This window comes from Pseudomonas sp. Irchel s3a10, assembly GCF_900187525.1.
In the GTDB taxonomy this organism is placed as follows: Bacteria; Pseudomonadota; Gammaproteobacteria; order Pseudomonadales; family Pseudomonadaceae; genus Aquipseudomonas; species Aquipseudomonas koreensis_G.
The window spans coordinates 897,207-920,573 of sequence record NZ_FYDR01000002.1; the positions used below are offsets into that span (position 1 = coordinate 897,207).

Consider the following 23,367-nt stretch of genomic DNA (forward strand, 5'->3'; position numbering starts at 1 on the left):
CCTGATTGGCTTTTCTGTGGACTGATTTGCGTCAGGGTTTTGCGTACGGGTTGTCGTGTTCGGACCTTTGGGCGACAGCGGCTCGACGGGTTTTCGAGGCAGGCCTAGAATGAACGCTCATTTTTCCGGTTGAGCGATCATGCTTCCTGAATGTCAGTTGTTCGGCACCTTGGGATGCCATTTGTGTGAGGTGGCAGAGGCCGAGTTGATGCCGTTTGTCGAGCATGGTCTGCTGGTCGAACTGGTGGATATTGCTGACGATGAATCCTGGTTCGAGGCTTACAGCCTGCGGATTCCGGTACTGCGCCGAACTGACACCGGCGCGGAGCTGAGCTGGCCTTTCAGTGCCGATCAGGTGGTGGCCTTCCTGCGCTGAGCTATTTCCCGGTGGCATGCCCCTGTCTTCCGCCGGTCGCGACCGTTATCCATCCCTTGGCACTTTGCGGATTATTCGGTTACTGTATGTGCATACAGTAATTGGGTGGGCCTGCTGCTTTTCATCACTTGAGCAGGTGAATCCGGCAGTCAGAGGGACGAACCGTGGTCAATGTCGAACAGTTGAAGAACAGCGTGAACCGGATGTCGGTTGACGTGGTGCGCGAGGCGGTCCTCGAGCTGCGCCTGGACGGGCTGGTCACGGAGGGCAAGACGCCTTTCAACAAATTGCATTTCAACACCTGTTTTGCCGAGATCGAGGCGCTGTTCCAGCGTGCCGGTTATCACAAGCAACTGGATGTGGTCGGTTATCAGGGCCTGCTCTATGCGTTGTATGACCCGGGACGCTGGGAGGCGGTCGATGTGCTGCGCTGGCTCAAGGAATTCACCGAAGCCGCCGCGCTCAAGTCGATTCCGGCCTGAGGCGGGTGGTGGAATCGGCGCTAGGTTCGTATCGCTCAGTGTTGGATAATACCGACCTGCATTGAGGGTTCGAATTTCCGTATGTCCACACCAACGTTTTGCGCTGCGCAGAATCAGGCCAGCACCCTTTACCTTCCTCCGGGGAGTTGGCCTACCGTCCTTGATTGCCTGTGTGAGCATTTCAGTGCGATCAGTCGCGAGCAATGGCTGGACCGGATCGCCCGGGGCCGGGTGCTGGATGGGCAGGGACAGCCGATTGCGCTGGATCTGCCGTACAAGGAAGGTCTGCGCATTCACTACTTCCGTGAAGTGCCGGATGAAAAGCCGATCCCGTTGCTCGAATCGATCCTGTATGCGGACGAGCATCTGGTGGTGGCGGACAAGCCGCACTTCCTGCCGGTGACGCCGGCCGGCGAGTACGTCGAGCAGACGTTGCTGCGTCGTCTGATCCGCCGCCTCGACAACCCGCATCTGGTTCCACTGCACCGCATTGACCGGCATACGGCGGGGCTGGTGATCTTCTCGGCCAATCCGCAGACCCGTTCGGCCTATCAGTCGTTGTTCCCGACCCGGCAGATCGACAAGCGCTATGAGGCGATTGCCCGTGCGCTGCCGGAGCTGGAATTTCCCCTCGTGCACAAAAGTCGCCTGATCGATGGCGAACCGTTTTTCCGCATGCAGGAAGGGCCAGGCGTCGCCAATACGGAAACTGCGGTGGAAGTCCGGGAAAAGAACGGCGATCTGTGGCGCTACGGCCTGTACCCGGTGACCGGCAAGAAGCATCAGTTGCGGGTACACATGACCGCGCTGGGAGCGAGTATCTGCAATGATCCGTTTTACCCGGATGTGCTGAAAGACGTTGAGGATGATTACGCCAATCCGCTCAAGCTGCTGGCGCAGGGGCTGCGGTTTGTCGACCCGGTGACCGGTGAGGATCGTGAATTCGAGAGCCGGATCACCCTGCAGTGGTGACGCCATCTACTTTCCAGCGCCCATGAAAAAGCCCGCATTGATGCGGGCTTTTCTGTATCCGGTATCGACGTAAAGCTTACAGCTCTTTAACGGTGCGAACCTGATCCTTGTTGATGCGGGTCTCTTTGCCGTCCAGTTGCTTGAACTCGTAGAAGCCCGAATCTTCATCGTATTTCGGGGTGTCGACGGCCTGGATTTCGCGACCGTCATTCAAGGTGAGCACTGTTGGCGAGGAGCAACCAGCGAGGGTAGCCAGGCCCAGTGCGAGCATGAAAGTGGCGAGGGTCCGTTGAGTCATGGGTGTGTCTCCGAATGGGAATACTTTTGGTTACTGAGCTTGAGACGTATACAAGGCGTGAGAGTTCCTTGAATGCTGTCAGTCTGACACAGTGTTATGCGTATTTAACAGTTCGGGGGTGTTCAGGTTGGCCAGTCGCGGGTCATTGTCCGGGCATTGCAGGGCAGTCGCGCCGAGATTGCGCATGACCCGGCCGGGGCTGCGTTCACCGGCGTTCCACGCGGTTTCGAAGGCGGGCAACAGGGTGACGGGAATCACACACAGCAGGGGTTCCCAATGGTCGTCGTGCCGCAACATTAAAGGTTTTTCAGGAAACTGGCCGGCGGTCTCACGCATGTCCTGCAAGAGCGCGGCGTCGATTCGCGGCACATCGCAGGGCAAGACCAGCAGGTGTGGGCGGCGGGCGACCCTGAGTCCGGCGAGGATGCCGGCCAGCGGACCAGGAAAATCGCCTACCTCATCGCTGACCAACTGATCGGCGTAGGCGGCATAACGCTCGTGATTGCGATTGCAGGAGATGATCAGATCGTCGGTCTGCGCTCGCACCTTGCGCTGCAGATGCGCAATCAGCGGCTCACCCTGCCATTCGACCAGCCCTTTGTCCTGGCCGCCCATGCGCTGGCCGCGTCCGCCTGCCAGGAGCAGAATGGAGCAGGGTGGCAATGGCGTATTCGAGGTCATGGCAGCTCTCCAGCGGGGCGGCGAAAAATTCAGGCGCTGTGATATAACACCGGGCTGTTTCTCCTACAACTGGACGAGCCTAATGAAAGCCAAGGCCGATGTACCTTTTGCGCCGCTGAACATTGCGGTGCTGACTGTCAGCGATACCCGAACCCTGGAAACCGACACCTCAGGCCAGGTCTTCGTCGACCGCCTGACCGCTGCCGGTCACCGCTTGGCCGAGCGGGTCTTGCTCAAAGATGACCTGTACAAGATCCGTGCGCAAGTTGCCCACTGGATTGCCGAGGACGTGGTGCAGGTGGTGTTGATTACCGGCGGCACCGGTTTCACCGGGCGCGACAGCACGCCTGAAGCCGTAGCTTGTCTGCTCGACAAGCAGGTTGACGGGTTTGGTGAGTTGTTCCGGCAGATTTCGGTGGCTGATATCGGTACCTCGACCGTGCAGTCGCGGGCATTGGCCGGTCTGGCCAATGGCACGCTGGTGTGCTGCCTGCCAGGTTCGACCAATGCGGTGCGCACCGGTTGGGACGGCATTCTCGCCGAACAGCTGGATTCGCGGCATCGCCCATGCAACTTCGTCCCTCACCTGAAGCAGGCGGCGCCTTGTGAATCCCGTGGGTAAGCCGGGCAAGACCGGCAGCCTGATGCCTGTCGAGCAAGCGTTGGCTCGCCTGCTGCAAATGGCTGAAGCCTCGCCGATTGTCGAGCGCGAGTTTCTGCCATTGGCCGAGGTCGAGGGGCAGGTGCTGGCCGAAGACCTGATTTCGACCCTGGATCTGCCGCCCTGGCCAAACAGCGCCATGGATGGTTATGCCCTGAATCTGGCGGACTGGACTGGTGCACCACTGCCGGTCAGCCAGAAAGTCTTTGCCGGGCAAGCGCCAGAGCCCTTGAAACCTGGTACCTGTGCGCGGATTTTCACTGGTGCGCCAGTACCAGCCGGGGCCGATTGCGTGGAAATGCAGGAGAACGCCGAGGTTCAGGACGACGGCAGCGTGCGCTTCATCGAAACCATCAGCGTCGGCCAGAACATTCGTCCGAAGGGGCAAGAAACCACCATTGGTGAGTTGATCCTGGCGGCAGGTACCCGACTGGGACCGATCGAACAAGGTCTGGCGGCTTCGCTGGGATGTGCCGGGCTGAATGTGGTACGCAAGGTTCGAGTGGCGGTGCTGTCCACCGGCGATGAACTGGTCGAGCCGGGTCAGCCGTTGGGAGCGGGGCAGATTTACAACAGCAATCGGGTGGTGTTGTGCAGTTGGTTGCAGCGCCTGGGTTGTGAAGTGATCGATGCCGGTATTCTTCCGGATGATCTGGCGACCACGCGGGCGCGCCTTGGCGACTTGCAGGATGTCGACCTGATTCTCTCGACTGGAGGCGTGTCGGTCGGCGAGGCGGATTTTCTTGGCATCGCATTGCGGGAAGAGGGCGAGCTGGCGCTGTGGAAACTGGCCATCAAACCGGGCAAACCGCTGACAGTTGGCCATTTTCGCAAGGTGCCGGTGATCGGCCTGCCGGGCAACCCCGCTTCGACGCTGGTGACCTTTGCTCTGCTCACGCGGCCCTACTTGTTGCGGCGTCAGGGCGTCCAAGATGTCGAACCTCTGAAGTTTACGGTTCCGGCAGGTTTTGTCTGGCCTGTGGCCGGCAATCGTCGCGAATATCTGCGCGGTCGCCTCGAGCTAGGGCGGGCGATCATCTACCGCAATCAAAGCTCCGGTGTGCTGCGCAGCGCGGCCTGGGCGGATGGTTTGGTAGAAGTGCTGGAAGGCCGCACGCTGGTGGAGGGCGATGAGGTCGGGTTCATCCCCCTGAGCGACCTGCTCGGCTGATTCGCGCCTGGTCATTGCAGGCTCGACCGATACTGCGTCGATGCCTGCATGTCCCTGTCAATGGCTCATCAGTGTGACCAACTGATCGAACCGGCTGTTGGCAACCCATCCCAGCAGTCCCAGGACCACCGCCGTTGCACCCGCCGAATAGGCGAGACGGTGCTTGATGGTCTTAACATCCGCGCGGACTTCGTCCATATCCCGACGAATGTATTTGAGGTGGGTTTCCAGCTCGGTCACGCGCGGTTCCATATCTACCTCTCCAGCGGTTCTGGCATTCTTTCTGAAATCGGATTTGTGACTGGCGCGACTTTCGTCCAGAGGGGCAACCGGGCTATTTGCAATTCTGGCTTCATGGCTTGGCATGGAAATGTCCATCGGCTGTTCCAATCGCAAGCACACTGGCCTTGCCGTCATCCAGACTGTCATCAGTTCCGAGGGTGTATCCAATCATTACCTGCACATCCTTGTGTTGTTAAATTCGAAAATTGATACCACCTGCACAAGGTGAATCAAGGAGCGTGTCCGGTCAATTGAGCCGATTCCTCACATGTTGTAAGAAAAAATACCGTCGCGTAGGACGCGACAGGTCATTCGCTTGAATTAAATGGTGCTGCCATGGCTTTTTTGCCTGCGCCAGTGGTCAAGATGTTTCACACCGATTCAATCGTGGGGAGTGACCGATATGAGTGAACGCAGGGCGCTGTTGATTCTGCATGGCAAGCAGGCACTCAATGAGGCGGTGCGCGCCGCCGTCGAAAGCAAACGCAAGCAGGGCTGGGAGTTGGCTGTACGGCTGACCTGGGAGGCCGGTGACGCTCAGCGTCTGGTGGAAGAAGCTCTGGCGGGCGGCTATCGGAAGATCATCGCCGGAGGCGGAGATGGCACGTTGCGCGATATCGCCGAAGCGCTTGCCGCGCATCCGGATGAGGCCAGTCTGGTGCTGTTGCCGCTAGGAACGGCCAACGATTTTTCCCGCGCGGCGGGGATCCCGCTGGAACCGGCCGAGGCGCTGGAAATGCTCGACGTGCCACCGCGCAAGATTGACCTGGGCGAAGTCGGGGGGCAGATTTTCCTGAACATGGCGACGGGTGGTTTCGGCAGTCAGGTCACGGCCAATACCTCTGAAGATCTGAAAAAAGTGCTCGGCGGGGCCGCTTATCTGTTCACTGGTTTGTCGCGCTTCAGTGAGCTGCACGCGGCCTACGGCGAACTGCAAGGGCCGGACTTTCACTGGAGTGGCGAGCTGCTCGCATTGGGTATCGGTAACGGTCGTCAGGCGGGCGGCGGACACGTCTTGTGCCCGCAGGCACTGGCGGACGATGGTCTATTGGACATCAGTATTCTGCCGGCGCCACAGGAGTTGGTGGGCACGCTGAAGAATCTGCTCAGCGACGGCTTCGGCCTCGACAGTATGTTTGTCCGGGCCCGTTTGCCCTGGGTTGAAATCAAGGTCGCGGAGGGGCTGAGCATCAACCTTGACGGCGAGCCGCTGGAGGGCGACAGCCTGCGTTTCGAGGCGCGCCCCGCCGCCTTGCAGGTGCATTTGCCGGAGCATTCGCCGCTGTTGGGCGGCGCGTGCTTGATCAGTCGTCCAGACTGATGATCTGTTCGCGCACCGCGAACAGCACCAGACCCGCCACGTCGTAGATCTGCAGGCGTTTCATGATCTGCGAGCGGTGGGTTTCGACGGTTTTGATGCTCAGGCCCAGGCCGTTGGCGATTTCCCGGGTGGATTTACCGCGCACGATCAACCGCAGGATTTCCAGCTGACGTGCCGTCAGGTTGTGCGAGTCGGCCACCTCGGGCTGGTTTTTCTGGGTGCGGGTCAGCGCCTGATTGATTACGGTATGGGCGATCGCCGGGCTCAGATAGCGTTCGTTGTTGCGCAGGGCTTCCAGGGCATGTTCAAGCTCGGTGGCCGTGGTGTCCTTGAGCAGATAGCCGTGCGCGCCGCATTCCAGCGCCTGCATGATCAGCGCCGGATCGGTATGCATCGACAGAATCAGCACCTTGCTATGTGGCCTTACGCGCTTGAGCCTTTGCAGGGCTTCCAGGCCACCGGTTTCCCTCATCGAGATATCCAGCAATACGATATCGGGTGCCAGTTGCTCGACCATTTCGAGCAGTTGCGAGCCATCGCTGGCTTCGCCAACGACTGCGTAACCGGGAATGTCGAGCACCAGAGCGCGCACGCCGGCCCTGATCAGCGAGTGGTCATCCACCAGAAGTAAGTTACAAGTCAACGCATAACCTTATTCGTACTGGCCCGTTCGAGTGCACGGGGCGCCCAGGGGAACAGTGCTTCGATTTGAGTGCCTTTGCCCGGTTCGCTGATGACGTTCAGCGTACCGCCCAACTGTTCGATCCTTTCGGCCATCCCGGCCATGCCGCGTTGTCCTTCCCGACCTGGATCCGCGGCAGGCGCAAAGCCTTGGCCATCGTCGCTGATCAGCAGCGTCAGCCCTTGTGGCAGGCGTTGCACGCGGATCAACAGGTTGCTGGCCTGCGCGTGACGCAGAATGTTGGTCACCGCTTCCTGAGTAATGCGGAAAGCGGCGACCGCCATTTCTTCCGGAATGCCGTTGAGCCGCTGCTGGCAATCGAGGCTCCAGTGCACCGACGTGTTGGCCAGCGTCTTGAGCAAATGCGCACGCAGGCTGGCTTCCAGGCCGAGGCTGGTCAGTTGGCGCGGGTTGAGAATGGCGGAGACATCGCGCACCTTGTTGAGCGTTTCTTCAAGGGTGTCGCAGAGTGTCGAGCATTGCTCTTGCGAGTCGGGTGGCAGGCGTCTTTTCAGCCATTCACTTTGCAGCTTGGCCGCTGTCAGTAACTGACCGATGTCGTCGTGCAGTTCACGGCTGAGACGGTGGCGTTCGTTTTCCTGGACTTCCAGCAAACGGTCGGCGAGTTCCTGAGGCTGAAACTTGATCGATTTGCGTGACAGCCGGTATTGCACCCAGACACAAGCAGTGGCGGCAATATTCAACAGCAGCAGGCCCAGTGAGAGCGGAGCAGACAATCCGTAGGTCAGCAGACTGCCAATGGCGGCGACCACACTCAAAATGAGTGTGAACCGGCGTGCATTTTCCCGGGACGGTGGCCATTTGATGATTGACTTGAGGCTGGCGTACATAACGGATGGAGCCAATGGATGTTCGCTACGGGCAGACCGGCCGGTGGCTGGCGGATCTCTGTCTGAAAATGCTGTCAATTATGTTATTGATTTTAACGAAGTACAGTGAACGATATTCGACCATCAAGTTCGATGGATGACAGTCGCTGAATCACTGTGCCATTAGTTGAAAGCAACTAACGGTCGGCATAATACCACTTAAGATACCGTTGGTCGCGTTTGCCATATATGTCCAACGAGTCAGGAAATACGCCATGTTGGACGTGAGTTCCATTATGGAAAATGTCGCTTTATTGTGCTTGATAGAGATCCGTGCGGTGCGAAGTTGATCGTTACGCAGACACAGGCAAACCCTGAGGTCGCGGCAAAATATCCGCTGGGGTCAGGTGTGATTATTTAATTCGAATTGTCGCTGGCAGGTATGAACTATTCAATTGCGACATTCAGCGATTCCGATGTTCAGCCTGGATTTACGCGTTGAATGCTGCGAATCAGGCCTGACGCTCAGAGTAAGACAAAAGCGGAAGCGGCCGGGTTGGGTGTGGTGGCTTGAACTGGCTTTGACCGACCTGAAACGCGAAGGCTTCGATCAGTGAAGTTTGTTCGCTGCCATCCAGGCTCAACTGGCCGGTGTTGTGATCGACCAGTTCGATCTGCCAGGCCATCAAGGTGAAACAGTCCTGCAGCGCATTCAGCGCCTGTGCGTGCAGATCGATGTGATCCGGCGCAGCGTCGAGCAGGCTGTGAATATGCAGGGAAAACTCGGAGATTGCTTCCAGTGCCAGCGCTTCAGCCCGGCTCGCGAGCTTGAGCAGGGTATTGCGCATGCAGTCGATGGCGTCCTTGTCGTTGCTGATCAATTGCAGGTGGCTCAGGCACTCTTCGGACTTGGCCAGGAGTGTTTCAGCTTCGACGAGAAATTCGGGAAAGCGTTGCGCCCAGTCTTTACGGTCGATTGGCATGCTTATCTCCACAGCGTCTTGTCTGATGAGGGAATGCCGTGTGTGTCGACGTTCGTGGATCGTCGGGAGATCGCGCCCCACCGTGCAAGTGCACTGGCTGAGGTTTTCCAGAGGGTGGGGTTCCACTGACCTGCGATCGCACACAATAGCCTGACTCCGTTCATGCAATGAGAATGGCGTCACATTAATGGCTATTGGATATTGCGAACATCAGGTTGGGCCTGATTGTTCCTAGGGGATTCCCTTACACACGGGAACCTGTGGCGCAAACTGTGGTCGCGCCAGAAGAGAATGCAGCAGATGAAAACACCGGGTCAGTAAACCATGATGTTAATGTGACATCAATGCCCGTGTGTGGCATTTTGATGGTGAATTTTGTGGGGATCAAGAATCGCCATAAACAGCCGATAACCCCACTTAGTAATGAATTCATCAGAACAAGCCCAGGAGTCATTGATGGCCGGCATTCTCGACACGGTAGACCAACGCACGCAACTGGTGGGTGAGAATCGCCTGGAAATTCTCATGTTTCGACTGGCCGGACGCCAATTGTTCGCGATCAACGTGTTCAAGGTTCAGGAAGTTCTGCAACTGCCGAAGCTGACCCTGATGCCACAGCGTCACCCGTTTGTCTGCGGCGTGGTCAACCTGCGCGGCCAGACGCTGCCGGTGATCGACCTGTCTCAGGCGATCGGCATGCGCCCGCTGGTGCCGGGCCCGAACAGCACCATTATCGTCACCGAGTACAACCGTTCGGTGCAGGCTTTCCTCGTCGGTGGTGTGGATCGCATCGTCAACATGAACTGGGAAGCGATTCTGCCGCCGCCGACCAGTGCTGGCCGCCAGCACTACCTGACCGCGATCAGCAAGGTTGACGATCAACTGGTGGAAATCATCGACGTCGAGAAAGTGCTCGCTGAAATCGTCCCGTACAACGCCAAGGTTTCGCGCGACAAGCTCGACGATCCGGTACTGGAGCGTGCCCGTGGTCGCGAAGTGCTGCTGGTGGACGACTCCAACGTCGCGCTCTCGCAATTGCGTGACACCCTTGGCCAGCTCGGGGTGAAGATGCACATCGCCAGTGATGGTCTGAAGGCGCTGAACATGCTCAAGGGCTGGGCCGATACCGGCGTGAACATGACCGACAAGCTGCTGATGGTGTTCACCGACGCGGAAATGCCGGAAATGGACGGCTATCGTCTGACCACCGAGATCCGCAACGATCCGCGTCTGCGCGGTCTTTACGTGGTGTTGCACACCTCGCTGTCCGGCAGCTTCAACGACTCGATGGTGAAGAAGGTCGGTTGCGACAACTTCCTCTCCAAGTTCCAGCCGGACAAACTGGTCGACGTGGTGCGTCAGCGTCTGATGCTCGATGAAGTGCCAGCCTGACGAAAACCTGTAGCGAGGGGATTTATCCCCGATGGACTGTGCAGCAGTCCCGCTTTCTTGATTCAAGTGGGGCCGCTTCGCGCCCCATCGGGGATAAATCCCCTCGCCACAAACTATCTTTGCGGGTGCGTGCATCAGGCTTTGATTCGCCGATAAAGCTCGTATAGGGTGGCATTTTTGCCCACCAGGGAGCTGGCCATGCTGCGTCTGAGCGCGCTTTATCGTTACCCGTTGAAATCCGGCAAACCCGAGATTCTGCAATCGATTGGCCTGGACAAACTGGGCCTTGCAGGGGACCGACGCTGGATGCTCGTGGACGAGGCCAGCGGGCGCTTTCTGACCCAGCGGGCCGAAGCGAAAATGAGTCAGCTGTCGGCGTTGTGGAACGCGCAGGGCGGTCTGACCCTCAGCGCGCCCGGGCTTGCCGCGCTGGACGTGCCATTGCCCGAGGCCGATTCCGACCTGCGCGGTGTGACCATCTGGCGTGACACCCTGCGGGTTCCGGATGCGGGTGATGATGCCGCCCGTTGGGTCAGCGATTTCATCGGCAAGCCGACGCGTCTGGTGCAGGTGCCCCTTGATCGCGCGCGCATGACGCAGGCCGGTTATGGCCGCGAGGACGATCAGGTCGCGTTCGCCGACGGTTTCCCGCTATTGCTGATTGGCGAAGCGTCACTTGAGGATCTGGTGCAAAAGGTCGGACGGCCGCTGGAGATGCTGCGCTTTCGGCCGAATCTGGTGATCGAAGGCAGCGCGGCGTTCGCCGAGGATGGCTGGAAGCGCATTCGCATCGGTGATGTCGAGTTCCGCGTGGTGAAACCTTGCTCGCGCTGCATTCTGACCACCATCGATCCGCAGACCGGCGAACGCAGTGCTGATCGCGAACCACTGGCAACCCTGCAGAAATACCGTGCGCAGGCCGATGGGGCGATGTTCGGGCAGAACCTGGTCAATGACAGCAATGGTCAGTTGGAAGTCGGAATGCCGGTGGAAATCCTCGAGTAACCGATGCCGGAAATGAAAAATGCCCGTGTCCATGGACACGGGCATTTTTTTACCGGGAAAAACCGTGGACTTAGCCGCGGTATTCGCACAGGTAAGCGCTATCAACGGCGACTTTCAGCTGGAACTTGCTGTTGGCCGGAACGTTGAACTGGCTTCCGGCGGCGAAGGTTTCCCACTCGCTGCTGTCCGGCAGTTTGACGGTCAGCGCGCCGGAGACCACGTGCATGATTTCACGCTGAGCGGTGCCGAATTCGTATTCGCCCGGGGCCATGACGCCGATGGTCGCCGGACCTTCAGCGGTGCCAAAAGCGATCGACTTGACGGTGCCGTCGAAGTACTCGTTGACTTTGAACATGGGCGATTCCTCTCGAAAAGGGCAAACAGGGGTTAAAAAGGGCCGGTCAGTATGCACAAGGCTCCTGGCGCCGTCACCTGCCCGGGGCGTGTCCGGCGAGTTCTCGCCATGACTTCAGAGTGGCAAGACCAACGGCAACAACCGCGCGGTATTGCGCGCATCTTCCAGCGCCCGGTGCTGTTGCCCGCTGAACTGCATGCCGGCCAGTTGCAGCGCGCCGTTCAACCCCAATGGTCGCTCCAGGCGCCGGGCCTTGGCGAAGCGCTGCTTGAGGTTCATGTGCGGCACCCGGCTCAGCAGGCTGTCGAGTTGCAGGCGCTGCCATTCCTGGAGCAACTGTTTGCGGTCGTAATCGCCCCAACTGGCCCAGCCTTCGAGGCGCGTCTGGTGTTGGCCGAGCCAGCGTTCGAAGGCCGGCCAGACCTCGTTCAACGGCTGCGCGGCGTCGATGTTGGCCTGGGTGATGTGCGTGAGCTCACGGCAGAACGGCGTCAGCAACGGCCGCCGGGTTGGTTTGACGAAGCGCTGAAAGTGATCCTGCTCGCGACCGGCACGGTCGACCAGCGTCGCGCCGATTTCGATGATTTCCATTTCCGTAACCGGCCAGCCACCTTCATCTGTGGTGGCTTCCAGATCAATGACCAGCCAATGGGGCATCGCAGGTTTCCTGATTTACGCGTCCTGATAGATCAGAGCGTAGTCAAACCTTGCGTTTGCGCCTGGCGACTCACTCGACCTGCAACAGAACCTGACGATTTTTTACCTGATCGCCGACCTTGACCTGCACCCGCTTGAGCACGCCGTCGATGCCGGCCTTGAGCGGATGCTCCATTTTCATTGCCTCCAGCACCACCAGCAACTGACCCTTGCTGACCGGGCTGCCTTCGCTGACCAGCACGTCGACGATGGCACCGTCCATCGGCGCTTTCAGTGTGCCGGAGCTGACGCTGCTCTGACTGCTGATCAGCGCATGAGTTCGATCCTCCAGGCGCAGGTTGCCGGGGTGGGTGAACAGCCAGAGTTCTTCGCCATCGATCCGGTAGGCGTGACGTTGGCGCAGGCCGTCGACTTCCAGTGTCACCGCGCGCTCGTCGCAATCGATGACGGTCAGCGCCAGTGCGCGCTGCATCACGTTCACGGTGAAGCGATCATCGCTGCCAGCGAGCATTTGCACGGTCCAGTCCTGCTGTTCAAGCCCGAGGCGGTAATCGAGCGGTGCGCCGACATTGTTGCGCCAGCCCTTGAGCGGCGCTCGATGCGCCTGCGCGCCAGCCTGATAAAACAGCACGGCGGCGATGGCCAGTTCCTCGGCGGTGGGGGCGTAAGCATGCAGAGACGGGTGGTCAGTGAAGTGCTGAGCAATGAACGCGGTGCTGAACTCGCCGCTGATGAACTGCGGATGTTGCAGCAGGCTGACCAGCAAACGCTGATTACTCTGGACGCCGAGCAGCACACTGTCCTGCACCGCGCGCAGCAGCTTGCGGCGTGCCTCCTCGCGGGTGGCGCCGTGGGCAATAAGTTTGCCGAGCATCGGGTCGTAGAACGGGCTTATCGACTGACCTTCGCGCAAGCCGTGATCGATCCGCGCGCCCGGACTCACTGCCGGTTCCCAGGCCTGCACACGACCGGTCTGCGGCAGGAAATTCTGTGTCGGATCCTCGGCATACAAACGCACTTCCATGGCGTGGCCGTTCAGCGTGATCTGTTCCTGAGTCAGCGGCAGCGGCTGGCCTTCGGCGACGGCCAATTGCCAGGCGACCAGATCCTGCCCGGTGATCAACTCGGTCACCGGATGCTCGACTTGCAGACGGGTGTTCATTTCCAGAAAGTAGAACTGCCCACCGGCATCGAGCAGAAACTCGACCGTGCCGGCACCGACGTAATTCACCGCGCGACCAGCCTTCAATGCCGCTTCGCCCATGGCCTGACGCAACTCGCGGGTCATCACCGGGCAGGGTGCTTCCTCGATGACTTTCTGATGGCGGCGCTGCACCGAGCAATCGCGCTCGCCGAGGTAGATCAGGTTGCCATGGCGGTCGCCGAACAGTTGCACCTCGACGTGTCGTGGTTCGATCAGCGCCTGTTCGAGGATCAGTTCATCACTGCCGAAACCGTTCAGCGCCTCCGAGCGGGCGGTGCGCAGTTGCGCTGGCAACTCTTCACTGTTGTGCACCAGACGCATGCCGCGCCCACCACCGCCAGCGCTGGCCTTGATCATCAGCGGGTAGCCGATGCGCTCGGCTTCGCGCAGCAAGGTGGCGTCGTCTTGCGCTGCGCCTTGATAGCCGGCGATGCAGGGAACGCCGGCGTCGAGCATGGCGATTTTCGACAGGCGCTTGCTGCCCATCAGCTCGATGGCCTCGGCGCTGGGGCCGATAAAGGTCAGACCTGCCTCTGCGCAGGCGCGGGCGAAGCCGGCGTTTTCCGAGAGAAAACCGTAGCCGGGATGGATCGCATCGGCACCGCTGCGGCGTGCGGCGTCGAGGATCGCCGGGATGTTCAGGTAGGACTGTTGCACCGCTGCCGGGCCGATGTTTACCGCTTGGTCGGCCATCTGCACGTGCAGGGCATCGGCGTCGGCATCGCTGAATACGGCGACGGTGCGATAGCCGAGGGCCTGGGCGGTGCGCTGGATGCGGCAGGCGATTTCACCGCGGTTGGCGATCAGGATTTTGTGGATGGTGGGCATGGCTGTTCCCTCGGAATTTGCGGTGTCGGTGCTGGCCTCTTCGCGAGCAAGCCCGCTCCCACATTTGGAATGCGTTTCGTCTGTGGGAGCGGGCTTGCTCGCGAAGCTTTTAAGGGGCCCACCCAGGTTTACGTTTTTGCACGAAAGCCATGGTGCCCTCGATCCCTTCGGCCCCGGTCACCGCTTCGCTGAACCACCGCGCTGCTTCATCCAGCAATTCACTCGACGGTTGTCCGGCACTGGCCAGCAGCAGTTTTTTCGTCGCCGCATTCGCCTCGGGCGCGCAGCACAAAACATGATCGAGCACTTCGTCGAGTCGTTCTGCCAGCGCCTGCGGATCCTGCTCGACGAAATGCACCAGCCCTAACCGCCGGGCCTGATGGCCATCGAAGCGCGCAGCGGTCAGTGCCAGGCGGCGGGTTTCGGTCAGGCCGATGCGCTGCACCACGAACGGCGCAATCTGCGCCGGCAGCAGACCGAGGCTGGTTTCCGGCAGACCGAACTGCGCTTGATGGTCGGCCATAGCGATATCGCTGACACATGCCAGCCCGAATCCGCCACCCAGCACCGCGCCTTGCAGCACGGTAATCAGCACTTGCGGTGCGTGCTGCGCTTCTTGCAGCAGGGCACCGAAGGCGCGGTTCAACTCGCGGTAAGCGTCGGCCCCTTGGGCACGGGCATTGGCCATGTCCTTGATATCGCCACCCGCACAGAAATGCCCACCGGCACCGCTGAGGACCAGAGCGCGAACACTGCGGTCATCACGCACTGCCGCCAGCACCGCGCGCAGTTCGCTGACCATCTGCAGGCTCATCGCATTGCGGCTGTCCGGGCGATTAAGGGTGATGTGCAGCACGCCGCCGTGCTGTTCCAGCAGCAGAGTCTGGCAGTCGGGCAGGGGGCTCATTTCTTTTTCCCCGGCAGGATGCCCATCAGTTTGCAGATGATCCCCAGCATGATTTCATCGGCGCCACCGCCAATCGACACCAGGCGCACATCGCGATAGGCGCGAGCCACCGGGTTGTCCCACATGAAGCCCATGCCGCCCCAATATTGCAGGCAACTGTCGCTAACTTCTCGACCGAGGCGCCCGGCCTTGAGTTTGGCCATCGACGCCAGGCGCGTGACGTCCTGACCTTTCACATATTGCTCGGTGGCCTGATAGACCAGCGCTCGCAGGCATTCGATTTCGGTCTGCAGTTCGGCGAGGCGGAAATGGATCACCTGATTGTCGATCAGCGCATTACCGAAGGTCTTGCGCTCCTTGCAGTACTCGATGGTGCTGTCGACGCAATATTCCAGACCCTTGATCATGTTTGCCGCGCCGAACAGGCGTTCTTCCTGGAACTGCAGCATCTGCATCATGAACCCGGCGCCTTCGTGGCCGATGCGGTTGCGCTGCGGCACACGCACGTTGTCGAAAAACACCTGGGCGGTTTCCGAGCTGCGCATGCCGAGCTTGTCCAGGTGCGAGCTGAGGCTGATCCGTGGGGTGTTCATCGGCACCATGATCAGCGACTTGTTGATGTGCGGCTTGTCGTCCGAGGTGTTGGCCAGCAGGCAGATGAAGTCGGCGCTGGGCGAGTTGGTGATCCACATCTTGCTGCCGTTGATCACGTAGTCGTCGCCGTCCTTGCGCGCGGTGGTCTTGAGCCCGGCGACGTCGGAGCCGGCACCGACTTCGGAGACGCCGATGCAACCGACCTGCTCGCCGGTGATCGCCGGGCGCAGGAATTCGTCGCGCAATTCATCGGAGCCGAAGCGGGCCAGCGCCGGGGTGCACATGTCGGTCTGCACGCCAATCGACATCGGAATGCCGCCGCAATGGATGGTGCCGAACTCTTCGGCGGCGACGATCGAGTAGCTGTAGTCGAGGCCCATGCCGCCGAATTTTTCCGGTTTGGAAATCCCCAGCAGACCGAGGTCGCCGGCCTTGCGAAAAATCTCGTGGATCGGAAAGCGCCCGGCCTTTTCCCATTCATCGACGTGCGGATTGATCTCGTGTTCGACGAATTGGCGGACGGTGCGGCGCAGTGCTTCGTGTTCCGGGGTGAAGATCATTTTTATTGTTCTCCTTGTGATCCGAGGCAGTCAGAAGCGGCTGACGCCGAAGCTGTTGGGTTGCAGCGTGCGGATGTCGGCTTCGTGGCAGATATCCAGCAGGTAACCGAGCAGGGTGCGCGTATCGCGCGGGTCGATCAGGCCGTCGTCCCACAGGTTGGCGCTGCCGTAGAGCGCGGTGGACTGGCTGTCGAGTTTCTGCGCGGTGACCTGTTCGAGCATGTCGAGCATTTTCGGATCCGGCACCAGTCCCTCCTTGAGCTGTTTGGCCTCTGTGACGATGCGCAGCACCTTGCCGGCCTGCGCGCCGCCCATCACCGCGGTGCGGCTGTTGGGCCAGGCGAAGATGAAACGTGGATCGAGACCGCGTCCGCACATCGCATAGTTGCCGGCACCGTAGGAGCCACCGACGACAATCGTCAGTTTAGGCACTCGGGCATTGGCCACCGCTTGAATCAGTTTCGAGCCGTGTTTGATCACGCCTTGCTGCTCGGACTCGGTGCCGACCATGAACCCGGTGGTGTTGTGGAAAAACAGCAGTGGCGTCTGGCTCTGATCGCACAGTTGAATGAACTGCGCGGCCTTGCTCGCCCCGGCCGGCGTGATCGGGCCGTTGTTGCCGATCAAGCCGCAGGCGCGGCCCTGGATTTTCAACTGGCCGCAGATGGTTTGCTGATCAAACTCGCCCTTGAATTCGAGAAACTCCGATTCATCGGCAATCCGCGCAATGATTTCGCGCACGTCGTAGGGCTTCTTCGGGTCGTCGGGAATCAGCCCGAGCAACTCGTCGATCGGGTACAGCGGTGCCTTGTATTGCGGCTCCGGCAGCCACGGCAGTTGCTCGTTCCACGGCAGCATGCGCAGGATTTCGCGCACCAGCCGCACGCCATCCGCATCGTTCTCGGCCAGATACTCGGCGGTGCCGGCGACCTGTGCGTGCATCTCGGCGCCACCCAGTTGTTCATCGGTGGCGACTTCGCCGGTTGCGGCTTTGAGTAGCGGCGGCCCGGCAAGAAACAACTTGGCCTTGCCGCGCACCACCACCACGTAATCCGACAGCCCCGGCTGATAGGCACCACCGGCCGTGGCCGAGCCGTGCACCACGGTGATCTGCGGCAGGCCCATTGCCGACATCCGCGCCTGATTGGCAAAACTGCGTGCGCCTTCGACGAATATCTCCGCCGCATAATTCAGGTTGGCGCCGCCGCTTTCGGCCAGAGTGATCACCGGCAGTTTGTTTTCCAGGGCGATCTGTTGCAGGCGCAGGGATTTTTTCAGGCCGGTGGGGGAGATCGTGCCGCCCTTGATCGCGCTGTTGTTGGCCACCACCATCGCCCGTATGCCGGACACGTAACCGATGCCGGCGATCAGACCGCCACCGGCAGCGCTGCCGTCCTTGTCGTCGTGCAGCTTGTAGCCGGCCAGGCTGGCCAGTTCGAGGAACGGCGCACCGGGGTCGAGTAGCAGATTCAGGCGTTCGCGGGGCAGCAGTTGCCCGCGTTTGTCGAATTTGCCCTTGGCTTCGGCAGCCTTGTTCAGCAGGTTCTGTTCCAGTTGCTGGACTTGCTCGATGGCCGTGAGCATCGCCGCGCAGTTGCGCGCGAAAGCTTCACTGTGCGGATCGAGTTGGGACTGGATCTGCGGCATGGCTTACTCCTTGTCCTTGAGCACGTCGGGCAGGTACGCCCGATGGAAACCGTTGAACGACTCGCTGTGGCTTGCCTTGTGCAACGGCCATGCGCGGCTGCCGAGACTGGCCGCGCCATCGATTTTCAAGGTGCTGCCGCTGATGAACGCCGCCGCCGGACTGAGCAGGAAAACGATCGCTGCACTGACCTCCGATTCGGTACCGATGCGTTTGAGTGGCACGTGTTCGCGCAGCGTCGGAATCACCGCTTTGAACGCGCCTTCATAAGTGTCCATGCCGCTGGACGCAATCCAGCCCGGCGCCACCGCGTTGACCCGCACCCCGGCGTAGCCCCACTCGAACGCGGCGGTCTTGGTGAAGTTGTCCATCCCCGAACGTGCCGCGCCCGAGTGGCCCATGCCGGGCATGCCGCCCCACATGTCGGCAAGCATGTTGACTATATTGCCGCCGTGCTTGCTCATCGACTGGTTGAACACTTCCCGGGCCATCAGGAAGCCGCCGACCAGATTGGTGCGCAGTACGGTTTCGAAACCTTTCTGATTGATCGAGGCCAGTGGCGACGGGTACTGGCCGCCGGCATTGTTGACCAGACCGTGGATCGGCCCGTGTTCGGCGATCAGCCCGGCGATCAGTTGCTTCACCGCGTCTTCGTCACGGATGTCGCAGGCCTGCCAATGGGCGCGGCCGCCGTCTTCGGCGATTTCGGCGGCGACCTTTTGCAGTTTTTCCGGCTTGCGTCCGACCAGCAGCACATTGGCCCCGAGCGCCGCCAGTTCATGCGCGGTGCAGCGCCCGATGCCACTACCGCCACCGGTGACGATGATGGTCTGGCCGCTGAACAGATCGGCTTTGAAAATCGATGCGTAAGCCATGAAGCCCAACCTCTAGTCGAGTTGTTCGGCGATGCTCTGCGGCACCGGGATCTGGATTTCCAGCAACTGCTGGGCGAAGGCCTTGCCCTGTGGGTCGATGCGCAGACTCGCCACGCCACCGCCGCCAAGCGCGTTCTCCAGCAGAAAATTCAGGCTGTGGGTGCCGGGCAGGTACCAGCGTTCGACCCGGCCGTGAATCGGGTCGAGCACGTGGCGCATCCAGTCGACGATCACCGCCGGCGTCAGCGCTTCGGCGATCCATGGCAGGTATTCCGGCCGGCGCGGCAGGACGCCGATGTTGCTGTGATTGCCTTTGTCGCCGGAGCGCGCCACCGCCAGTTTCACCAACGGCACACTGGCGTCGGCGCGGCCCTGGGGTTTGGGTGGCTGGTCGGGAATTGGCAGATCGTGGCTGTCGAGCGGTGTCTGCGCGGGGAGGGCGCAGGGATGCTGTTCACCGGCCATGTCGATGTGCAGGGTGCAGGCGGTTTTATCGATCAGGAACGAGAACAGACGGATCAGCGGGTATACCGTCGGCCGTCCGCCGACGATTCCCGTCAGTCCCGGTGCCATGCCGGTGGCGGCCTGGGCGATTTCCCGTGAGAACAGCACCAGCGCCTGTTTGAGCGGATGGCGCACGGCGAGTTTGATCACCACCTCGCGGCTGTCCCGACGCTGGCCGTGCGGGCCGTAGGTGGCTTCGTTGCCGAGCAGTTCGATGTCGACTTCGCTGTAGGGTGGCCAGCCGCGTTGGCTGAACATTTCCGCGGTCTTGTCGATGATTGCCTGACTGACGCGGCGCGCCTTGTCCACGGCATCGATGCCGGCGATCAGGCAACTGGCGGTGCAGCGGAAACCGTCCAGGTAAGTTGCGCTGACCTTGTATTTGTCACTCGCAGGCAAGCCTCTGGCACCGTGGACATGTACGGCGTTTTTGCCCTGTTGCTGCAGTTTGACCTGAGTGAAATCGCACACCACATCCGGCAACAGATAGGCCTGTGGATCACCGATTTCATAAAGCATCTGCTCGCCAACCGTCAGCGGTGTCACCAGGCCGCCGGAACCTTCGGGTTTGCTGACGATGAACTGGCCGTCGGCGCTGACTTCAACGATGGGAAAACCGATGTGTTCGTAGTCCGGCACGTCGCGCCAGTCGGTGAAATTGCCCCCGGTGCATTGCGCGCCGCATTCGATGATATGCCCGGCCAGCGCGGCCTGGGCCAGTTTGTCGTAGTCGTGCCAGGCCCAGCCGAACTCATGCACCAGCGCCGCGCTGACCACCGCGCTGTCGACCACGCGTCCGGTGATGACGATGTCGGCGCCCAGACGCAGAGCCTCGACGATGCCTGGCGCACCGAGGTAGGCGTTGGTGGAGACGCACATTGGCGGCAGCGGCGCGCCGTTGAACATTTCGTGGATGCCTTGGGCGGCGAGTTGCTTGAATTGCGGTTGCAGATCGTCGCCGAGCAGCACGGCGATTTTCAGGCTGACCCCGGCCTTGTCGCAGGCGGTTTGCAGGGCCGCGGCACAGGCCTGTGGATTGACTCCGCCGGCATTACTGATGACACGGATCTTCTGTTCGGCCAGTTGCGGCAACAGTGGGGCGAGCACCTCGACGAAGTCCCCGGCGAACCCGGCCTGCGGGTCCTTCATGCGCGCGCCGGCCATGATCGACATGGTGATTTCGGCGAGGTAATCGAACACCAGATAATCCAGCTGTCCGCCGGCCACAAGTTGTGCGGCGGCGGTACTGGTGTCACCCCAGAATGCGCTGGCGCATCCGATCCGAACGGTAGTTGGCATTATTATCTCCGACTCAGGAACCTGCGACAGAAGTGTCTGGAGGCTACCAAGCAAGCGCTTGGTTTGTAAACCACTCAAATATCTTCTGCCCAAGCGCTTGCTTGGTTGCCGCCTGCGGCTTAAATTGCGCGCAACCCTGCATGTTCAGGGGGCAACAGACTGATCGACTGTAGGAGAGAACGGGTGGACGAGCAAAAAGCCCTGAGGGTCATGCGCGAACTGGTCGACCAGGGCCAGTTGACTGACCCCGACAGCGCCCGCGGCAAACTGCTGCAAGTGGCCGCTCACCTGTTCCGCAACAAGGGTTATGAACGTACCACCGTGCGCGATCTGGCCGGGGCGGTGGGGATCCAGTCCGGGAGCATTTTTCATCACTTCAAAAGCAAGGATGAAATCCTCCGGGCGGTGATGGAAGAAACCATCCGTTACAACACCGCGTTGATGCGCGCCGCTCTGGCCGAAGCCAGTAACGTGCGCGAGCGGGTGCTGGCGCTGATCCGCTGCGAGTTGCAGTCGATCATGGGCGGCAGCGGCGAAGCCATGGCGGTGCTGGTCTATGAGTGGCGCTCGCTGTCCGAGGATGGTCAGGCCAGAGTGCTGGCCTTGCGCGATGTCTATGAAGACATCTGGTTGCAGGTGCTGGGCGAAGCCAAGGAGGCGGGGTTTATCCGTGGCGATGTGTTTGTTACCCGACGTTTTCTCACTGGCGCGCTGTCCTGGACCACCACCTGGTTTCGTGCCGGCGGCAGCCTGAGTCTCGATCAGTTGGCTGATGAAGCGCTGATTCTGGTGCTCGAAGAGCGCTAGTCCACTTTCTGACAGGTCGGGAAACTGGCTAACTGGGCGAAACCGCCTAGCTTGAATGCATTGATCGTTATTTTTTCGGGGAGTGGGGTGTTTTGAAGTCTTCGCCAATTCGGACGACCGCAGGGCTTTTGCTCGTAGCGCTGGCGGTATCTTGGGTGTTGCCCGCGCAGGCAGCGCAACTGGTTCGGGTCGGCGCGGCGCATTTTCCGCCTTACACCGTGCGTCCGGAAAGTGGTGCCGACACTGGCCTGCTGCCGCAATTGGTCGAGGCGCTCAATACGCTGCAAAAGGACTATCAGTTCGTGCTGGTGCCCACCTCGATTCCCCGGCGCTTCGGCGACTTGAAGGAAGGGCGCACCGACATGGCGATTTTCGAGAACCCGGAGTGGGGCTGGAAGGACACTCCCCACACCACGGTCGATATGGGCCTGGAAGATGCGGAAATTTTCGTCGCGCAACGCAAAGACGGTCGCCAGGAGAGTTATTTCACCGACCTCAAGGGCAAGCGCCTGGCGTTGTACAGCGGTTATCACTATGAGTTCGCCAACTTCAACGCCGATCCCAAATTCCTTGCGGATACGTTCAATGCCTCGCTGACCTATTCCCATGACAGCAACCTGTTGATGGTCCTGCGCGGACGAGCCGACATCGCGCTGGTGACCCGTTCCTACCTGTCCGATTACCTGCTGCGCAACGAGAAAGTGGGTGACGATTTGCTGGTGTCGCAGCGCATCGATCAGATCTACCACCACTACGCCATTTTGCGTGCGGCTGCACCGATCACCGGCGAGGCGTTCGGCAAGTTGCTGCAGGGTTTGCGCGACAACGGCCAGATGCAGAAGATCTTCGATCCGTACAAAATAGCCGTGGTGCCAGTGCCGCCTGACTGAGCGATTTTCACCCGGGCGGCTAAATTTCTCCTCTCGGCTCACGTCCCATCGTTGAACTGTCGACGATTATCGTGAGCCCGACCCATGTCCAATCTGAATGACCTGACTGCCCTGGCCTTGCCTTCGGGCAGTCAATTGGTAGCCGATGCCACCGAAAGCCGTCTGTGCCTGAGCCTGGATGGGCAACCGCTGATTCGCCTGCGCCTGGATCGCCAGGCGAAAGGCCCGATCCAGCTCGACGAGCGTTATGCGCTGCCTGTGGGCCAGGCGCTGTGGGCGGCCTGTTACTGGCTGTTCGCCCGTGATCCGGACTGCCAGCAATTGATCTGGCAACTCGATCAGCCACCCACCGAAGCGTTGCTCAGCGGCCTGCTGGTCAACACCGAGGTGGCTGGCGAGTACCGCTGCGAACGCACCCTGTTCTGGCAGTTGCCACAACCCTGGCTGGGCACCTCGCTGACGGGCAGCTACCCGCAACAAATGGTGATCAGCCAGGGCAAGCGCCATCCGCTGCGTCCGGTCAAGCCGCGCGGTGAAGTCTATCGACGCTTCGATGCGCGTCTCGGTGCGTGGATTTCTCTGCGCACGGTGGAGATCGAGCAGGATCTGGCACGTTTCAATCGCTGGCAGAACAGTCCGCGAGTCGCCAGTTTCTGGCAGGAGGAGGGCAGTCTTGAACAGCATCGCGAATACCTGAGCAAGCTCGATGCCGATCCGCACACCCTGACGCTGATCGGCTGTTTCGACGATCAGCCGTTCGCTTATTTCGAAGCCTACTGGGCCAAGGAAGATCGCATCGCGCCGTTCTACGACGCCGACAATTACGACCGTGGCATTCACATGCTGGTGGGGGAAGAGAATCACCGTGGCCCGCACAAGGTCGCGAGCTGGTTGTCGGCGTTGGTGCACTACCTGTTTCTGGATGATCCGCGGACCCAGCGTGTGGTCGCCGAACCGCGTGCCGACAACGCGAAGATGATCGGCCACATGCAGAATCAGTGCTTCCACTGCGAGAAGGAGTTCGACTTTCCGCACAAGCGTGCGGCGTTGATGATTCTGGGGCGTGAGCGGTTTTTTGATCGGTGCAAGTTGGCGTGAGGTGACAA

25 protein-coding genes are annotated in these 23,367 nt (G+C 60.4%); 11 read left to right on the forward strand and 14 right to left on the reverse strand.

The window, feature by feature from the left end; genetic code table 11:
- Positions 1 to 139: 139 nt before the first annotated feature.
- From CKW11_RS09665 to CKW11_RS09675, 3 genes are all read left to right on the forward strand, one after another.
- Positions 140 to 376, forward strand: coding sequence for a glutaredoxin family protein (locus CKW11_RS09665; protein WP_095137322.1), 237 nt, complete (start codon positions 140 to 142; stop codon positions 374 to 376).
- Between the two features lie 164 nt (positions 377 to 540).
- On the forward strand, positions 541 to 858 hold the full coding sequence (locus CKW11_RS09670) for a transcriptional regulator (RefSeq protein ID WP_003226726.1): 318 nt from the start codon (positions 541 to 543) through the stop codon (positions 856 to 858).
- Between the two features lie 81 nt (positions 859 to 939).
- Positions 940 to 1,830, forward strand: a complete 891-nt coding sequence (locus tag CKW11_RS09675; protein ID WP_095137323.1) for a pseudouridine synthase — start codon at positions 940 to 942, stop codon at positions 1,828 to 1,830.
- Between the two features lie 76 nt (positions 1,831 to 1,906).
- On the opposite strand, the gene CKW11_RS09680 is transcribed toward CKW11_RS09675, so the two are convergent.
- Complete coding sequence (locus CKW11_RS09680; RefSeq protein WP_027613420.1) at positions 1,907 to 2,128, reverse strand: YgdI/YgdR family lipoprotein; 222 nt, start codon at positions 2,126 to 2,128, stop codon at positions 1,907 to 1,909.
- 78 nt (positions 2,129 to 2,206) lie between these two features.
- Positions 2,207 to 2,809, reverse strand: a complete 603-nt coding sequence (gene mobA, locus CKW11_RS09685) for a molybdenum cofactor guanylyltransferase MobA (RefSeq protein ID WP_095137324.1) — start codon at positions 2,807 to 2,809, stop codon at positions 2,207 to 2,209.
- 82 nt (positions 2,810 to 2,891) lie between these two features.
- On the opposite strand from mobA, the gene moaB reads away from it, so the two are divergent.
- Both moaB and glp read left to right on the forward strand, forming a co-directional pair.
- Positions 2,892 to 3,431, forward strand: coding sequence for a molybdenum cofactor biosynthesis protein B (moaB, locus tag CKW11_RS09690; RefSeq protein WP_003226719.1), 540 nt, complete (start codon positions 2,892 to 2,894; stop codon positions 3,429 to 3,431).
- Complete coding sequence (gene glp / locus CKW11_RS09695; protein WP_095137325.1) at positions 3,415 to 4,641, forward strand: gephyrin-like molybdotransferase Glp; 1,227 nt, start codon at positions 3,415 to 3,417, stop codon at positions 4,639 to 4,641. The genes moaB and glp overlap by 17 nt, the downstream gene beginning before the upstream one ends.
- Before the next feature lie 57 nt (positions 4,642 to 4,698).
- Here glp and CKW11_RS28645 read toward each other — a convergent pair whose 3' ends face one another.
- Positions 4,699 to 5,007, reverse strand: a complete 309-nt coding sequence (locus tag CKW11_RS28645) for a hypothetical protein (RefSeq protein ID WP_177439995.1) — start codon at positions 5,005 to 5,007, stop codon at positions 4,699 to 4,701.
- A 319-nt stretch (positions 5,008 to 5,326) separates the two neighbouring features.
- On the opposite strand from CKW11_RS28645, the gene yegS reads away from it, so the two are divergent.
- Positions 5,327 to 6,244 carry a lipid kinase YegS gene (gene yegS / locus CKW11_RS09705; protein ID WP_095137327.1) on the forward strand — a complete coding sequence of 306 codons (918 nt, stop codon included), beginning with the start codon at positions 5,327 to 5,329 and terminating at the stop codon, positions 6,242 to 6,244.
- Here yegS and CKW11_RS09710 read toward each other — a convergent pair.
- The 3 genes from CKW11_RS09710 to CKW11_RS09720 form a co-directional block, all read right to left on the reverse strand.
- Positions 6,228 to 6,887, reverse strand: a complete 660-nt coding sequence (locus tag CKW11_RS09710) for a response regulator transcription factor (protein ID WP_095137328.1) — start codon at positions 6,885 to 6,887, stop codon at positions 6,228 to 6,230. The two genes, yegS and CKW11_RS09710, sit on opposite strands and share 17 nt — an antisense overlap.
- Entirely contained in the window at positions 6,884 to 7,777 is an 894-nt protein-coding gene (locus tag CKW11_RS09715; protein WP_095137329.1) for a sensor histidine kinase, read from the reverse strand. The genes CKW11_RS09710 and CKW11_RS09715 overlap by 4 nt, the downstream gene beginning before the upstream one ends.
- Before the next feature lie 491 nt (positions 7,778 to 8,268).
- Positions 8,269 to 8,739 (reverse strand): hypothetical protein, encoded by a 471-nt coding sequence (locus CKW11_RS09720; RefSeq protein WP_095137330.1) that lies wholly within the window; start codon positions 8,737 to 8,739, stop codon positions 8,269 to 8,271.
- A 456-nt stretch (positions 8,740 to 9,195) separates the two neighbouring features.
- Here CKW11_RS09720 and CKW11_RS09725 point away from each other — a divergent pair, with 456 nt between their 5' ends.
- Positions 9,196 to 10,131 (forward strand): chemotaxis protein CheV, encoded by a 936-nt coding sequence (locus CKW11_RS09725; RefSeq protein WP_095137331.1) that lies wholly within the window; start codon positions 9,196 to 9,198, stop codon positions 10,129 to 10,131.
- Positions 10,132 to 10,329: 198 nt separating this feature from the next.
- Entirely contained in the window at positions 10,330 to 11,136 is an 807-nt protein-coding gene (locus CKW11_RS09730) for an MOSC domain-containing protein (RefSeq protein WP_095137332.1), read from the forward strand.
- Between the two features lie 70 nt (positions 11,137 to 11,206).
- Here the strand turns inward: CKW11_RS09730 and CKW11_RS09735 are convergent, their stop codons facing one another.
- The 8 genes from CKW11_RS09735 to CKW11_RS09770 form a co-directional block, all read right to left on the reverse strand.
- Positions 11,207 to 11,491 (reverse strand): pyrimidine/purine nucleoside phosphorylase, encoded by a 285-nt coding sequence (locus CKW11_RS09735; RefSeq protein WP_095137333.1) that lies wholly within the window; start codon positions 11,489 to 11,491, stop codon positions 11,207 to 11,209.
- Positions 11,492 to 11,605: 114 nt separating this feature from the next.
- A complete protein-coding gene (locus tag CKW11_RS09740) occupies positions 11,606 to 12,148 on the reverse strand; it encodes an exonuclease domain-containing protein (RefSeq protein ID WP_027613412.1) in 543 nt (180 codons plus the stop codon).
- A 70-nt stretch (positions 12,149 to 12,218) separates the two neighbouring features.
- Positions 12,219 to 14,180 carry an acetyl/propionyl/methylcrotonyl-CoA carboxylase subunit alpha gene (locus tag CKW11_RS09745; protein WP_095137334.1) on the reverse strand — a complete coding sequence of 654 codons (1,962 nt, stop codon included), beginning with the start codon at positions 14,178 to 14,180 and terminating at the stop codon, positions 12,219 to 12,221.
- A gap of 109 nt (positions 14,181 to 14,289) precedes the next feature.
- Complete coding sequence (locus CKW11_RS09750; RefSeq protein WP_095137335.1) at positions 14,290 to 15,087, reverse strand: enoyl-CoA hydratase/isomerase family protein; 798 nt, start codon at positions 15,085 to 15,087, stop codon at positions 14,290 to 14,292.
- A complete protein-coding gene (gene atuD / locus CKW11_RS09755; protein WP_095137336.1) occupies positions 15,084 to 16,241 on the reverse strand; it encodes a citronellyl-CoA dehydrogenase in 1,158 nt (385 codons plus the stop codon). The genes CKW11_RS09750 and atuD overlap by 4 nt, the downstream gene beginning before the upstream one ends.
- Positions 16,242 to 16,271: 30 nt before the next feature.
- Positions 16,272 to 17,888 carry a geranyl-CoA carboxylase subunit beta gene (gene atuC / locus CKW11_RS09760; protein WP_095137337.1) on the reverse strand — a complete coding sequence of 539 codons (1,617 nt, stop codon included), beginning with the start codon at positions 17,886 to 17,888 and terminating at the stop codon, positions 16,272 to 16,274.
- A 3-nt stretch (positions 17,889 to 17,891) separates the two neighbouring features.
- Positions 17,892 to 18,761 (reverse strand): SDR family oxidoreductase, encoded by an 870-nt coding sequence (locus CKW11_RS09765; protein WP_095137338.1) that lies wholly within the window; start codon positions 18,759 to 18,761, stop codon positions 17,892 to 17,894.
- A gap of 12 nt (positions 18,762 to 18,773) precedes the next feature.
- Positions 18,774 to 20,564 carry an acyclic terpene utilization AtuA family protein gene (locus CKW11_RS09770; protein WP_095137339.1) on the reverse strand — a complete coding sequence of 597 codons (1,791 nt, stop codon included), beginning with the start codon at positions 20,562 to 20,564 and terminating at the stop codon, positions 18,774 to 18,776.
- A gap of 183 nt (positions 20,565 to 20,747) precedes the next feature.
- Here CKW11_RS09770 and CKW11_RS09775 point away from each other — a divergent pair, with 183 nt between their 5' ends.
- The 3 genes from CKW11_RS09775 to CKW11_RS09785 all read left to right on the forward strand — a co-directional run bounded on the left by CKW11_RS09775 (position 20,748) and on the right by CKW11_RS09785 (position 23,359).
- On the forward strand, positions 20,748 to 21,371 hold the full coding sequence (locus CKW11_RS09775) for a TetR/AcrR family transcriptional regulator (RefSeq protein WP_095137340.1): 624 nt from the start codon (positions 20,748 to 20,750) through the stop codon (positions 21,369 to 21,371).
- A gap of 92 nt (positions 21,372 to 21,463) precedes the next feature.
- A complete protein-coding gene (locus tag CKW11_RS09780) occupies positions 21,464 to 22,261 on the forward strand; it encodes an ABC transporter substrate-binding protein (protein ID WP_095137341.1) in 798 nt (265 codons plus the stop codon).
- 84 nt (positions 22,262 to 22,345) lie between these two features.
- A complete protein-coding gene (locus tag CKW11_RS09785; RefSeq protein ID WP_095137342.1) occupies positions 22,346 to 23,359 on the forward strand; it encodes a GNAT family N-acetyltransferase in 1,014 nt (337 codons plus the stop codon).
- The last annotated feature ends 8 nt before the right edge of the window (positions 23,360 to 23,367 follow it).